Raw genomic sequence first — 2,613 nt, 5'->3', positions numbered from 1 at the left:
CCTAAAAACTCCCCGCGCGTCCCGCGCGCAACGCCACGCCTGCGTTTTACGCCTGGTCCTTCGCATACCGAAGCGATGATGGACGAACTGGCTGGCGCGCTGGTGGAAATCTGGCAGCGCATGGAAATGGAACTGTCAAAGGCTGCCTGAACCTTTTCCCAAACATGACTTCAAAAGCCCTCCCCTGATCGGGAGGGCTTTTTCGTTTGGCTTGCCTTTCCCAGCTTCCAGGTTAAATTTAATCAGTTGATTAATGGCAGGAGCGAGCATGACCGCGCAGACTTATGATGAGGTGGTTCTCGGCCGTCGCTCCATCCGTGGCTATCTCGACAGGCCAGTTTCGCGCACTCTGATCGAGGAAATCCTGACGCTGGCGATGCGTTCACCCACATCGATGAACACGCAGCCTTGGCATTTCCACGTTATCACGGGTGCCCCGCTGGATCGCATCCGCAGGGGCAATACCGAACGCATTCTGGCTGGCGAGCCTGACAGCCGCGAGTTTCGCCGTGGCGAAGCCTTTGCCGGAATCCATCGTGAGCGGCAGGTGGAGGTTGCCAAACAGCTTTTCAGTGCAATGGGCATCGCTCGCGACGATGCGCCTGCACGGCAGGATTGGGTGTTGCGTGGTTTCCGGCAGTTTGACGCACCGGTTTGCGTGATTGTCACGTATGATCGCAACCTGTCGGGCAGTGACGATACGGCCTTCGATTGCGGCGCGGTGACAACCGCACTGGTGAACGCCGCGTGGTCACGCGGACTGGGGTGTGTGATCAATTCACAAGGGATTATGCAATCGCCCGTGGTGCGCGAACATGCTGGCATTCCCGACGATCAGGTGATCATGAAGGCCGTGGCAATGGGCTGGCCTGACCCTGATTTCCCGGCAAACGCCGTGGTCAGCCATCGCAAGAGCGTGGACGAAACGGCACGCTTCGTCGGTTTCTGATCAGGCCGGACGCGGGCCGAACAGAATCACTGCCGTTCCTAGCAGGCAGATCACGCCACCCAGCAAATCCCAGCGGTCCGGGCGAACACCTTCAACAAGCCAGAGCCACCCGATAGCTGCGGTGACATAGACACCGCCATAGGCCGCATAGGCCCTTCCAGCCTGCCCGCTATCGACTTGCGCAAGCAACCACGCAAACAATGCCAAGGATATCATGCCCGGTAACAGCCAGAGCGGGGACTTGCCCAGTCGAAGCCATGCCCAGAAGGCGAAGCAACCGGCAATTTCTGCAAGCGCAGCAGCCACATAAGCAAGGGTTATCATCCCTGCTGAATACCGCGCCGCCATCATGTTGCAATTGAACAAACGAAAAGGCCCCACCTTCCGGCAGGGCCTTCTCAATTCACATACCTGCGCCTGCGATCAGCGCAGCGAAACCACGTTGTCGGAAACGCGCGGATCGCGGCGGTCGCCACGGTATTGGCTGGCCATAGGCTCGTCCGAGACTTCGAACACTTCCGTTGCGCCAAAACCGTTGAACGCGGTCTTCATCGCCGCGCCATAGGCACCCAGCATTCCGACTTCGATGTAGTCACCGACCTTCATGTCCACCGGCAGTTCGAACGGGCCTTCCATGTGATCCATATCGTCACAGGTCGGGCCATAGAAGCTGAACGGCTCCAGTTCGATCTCGGTTTCGACATCGTTGGCCACCTCATCGCGCAGAACGCGAACCGGGAAGCGCCATCCCACATGAGCGGCATCGAACAGTGCGCCATAGGCACCGTCGTTGATGTAAAGTTCACTGCCGCGACGGCGTTCAACCCGCACGATCATCGAATTGTATTCTGCGCACAGGGCACGGCCCGGTTCGCACCACAGTTCAGCCGAATAGGAAACCGGCAGCGATTCATAGGTGCGATCGATCACGCCGAAGTAATCTTCGAGCGGGGGCGGTTCCATACCCGGATAGATCGACGGAAAACCACCGCCGACATCGATGATGTCAACCAGCACCGACGCATCGACGATCGCTGCGCGCACACGCTCAAGCGCCTGAACATAGGCGTGCGGGCTCATCGACTGGCTACCGACATGGAAGCACACGCCGAGAGAATCTGCCACCTGGCGGGTTGCCTGCAGCAATTCCGCAGCATTCGTCAGATCGCAGCCGAACTTCGACGCGAGGCTGAGTTCCGAATATTCCGACGAGACGCGCAGACGCACGCACAGGGTCAGGTCTTCGGGCACATTGCCTTCGGCATCCGCCGTCGCAGCCTTGATCTTTTCCAGTTCCTCGATCGAATCGAGGCTGAACACGCGCACGCCATAAGTGTGGTAGGCTTCGCGGATCGCCGACGGCGCTTTGACCGGGTGCATGAAGCAGAGCGTGGCTTCGGGCAGCGTTTCGCGGACCAGACGCACTTCAACGATCGAAGCCACGTCATAGTGTGTCACACCCGAATCCCACAGGATACGGATCAAATCTGCCGACGGATTGGCCTTCACCGCATAGAGCGACTTGCCCGGAAACTTCTCGACAAAGAAGCGGGCAGCGCGCGCGGCGGCGTGCGGACGGTTCAGAATGGCGGGTTGTTCAGGCGCGGATGCGCGAACTACAGCCAGTGCGTCAGGATGGATGTGCAACTCAAGGGACCCCCAAA

Annotated in this window: 3 protein-coding genes and 1 pseudogene; 2 read left to right on the top strand and 2 right to left on the bottom strand. The window is 59.2% G+C overall.

The features are described from left to right. A pseudogene (locus tag ACOVQ0_RS12200) lies at positions 1–150 on the top strand (5-aminolevulinate synthase); the annotation flags it as partial. Between the two features lie 118 nt (positions 151–268). Continuing rightward, positions 269–949, top strand: a complete 681-nt coding sequence (locus tag ACOVQ0_RS12195) for a nitroreductase (protein WP_421884816.1) — start codon at positions 269–271, stop codon at positions 947–949. Here ACOVQ0_RS12195 and ACOVQ0_RS12190 read toward each other — a convergent pair whose 3' ends face one another. Together ACOVQ0_RS12190 and ACOVQ0_RS12185 are read right to left on the bottom strand one after the other, a co-directional pair. Further along, positions 950–1,273 carry a YnfA family protein gene (locus ACOVQ0_RS12190; RefSeq protein ID WP_421884814.1) on the bottom strand — a complete coding sequence of 108 codons (324 nt, stop codon included), beginning with the start codon at positions 1,271–1,273 and terminating at the stop codon, positions 950–952. It lies immediately after the preceding gene. 99 nt (positions 1,274–1,372) lie between these two features. Continuing rightward, entirely contained in the window at positions 1,373–2,596 is a 1,224-nt protein-coding gene (locus ACOVQ0_RS12185) for a type III PLP-dependent enzyme (RefSeq protein WP_421884818.1), read from the bottom strand. Positions 2,597–2,613: the final 17 nt, after the last annotated feature.

This window comes from Novosphingobium sp. (genome assembly GCF_049240505.1).
Lineage (GTDB): Bacteria > Pseudomonadota > Alphaproteobacteria > Sphingomonadales > Sphingomonadaceae > Novosphingobium.
This window is presented reverse-complemented; position numbering and strand designations above follow the sequence as displayed.

Bases quoted from the DNA above. Each gene is read 5' to 3' on its own strand.
- ACOVQ0_RS12195 (WP_421884816.1), top strand. From the start codon at position 269: ATGACCGCGCAGACTTATGATGAGGTGGTTCTCGGCCGTCGCTCCATC.
- ACOVQ0_RS12190 (WP_421884814.1), bottom strand. From the start codon at position 1,273: ATGATAACCCTTGCTTATGTGGCTGCTGCGCTTGCAGAAATTGCCGGT.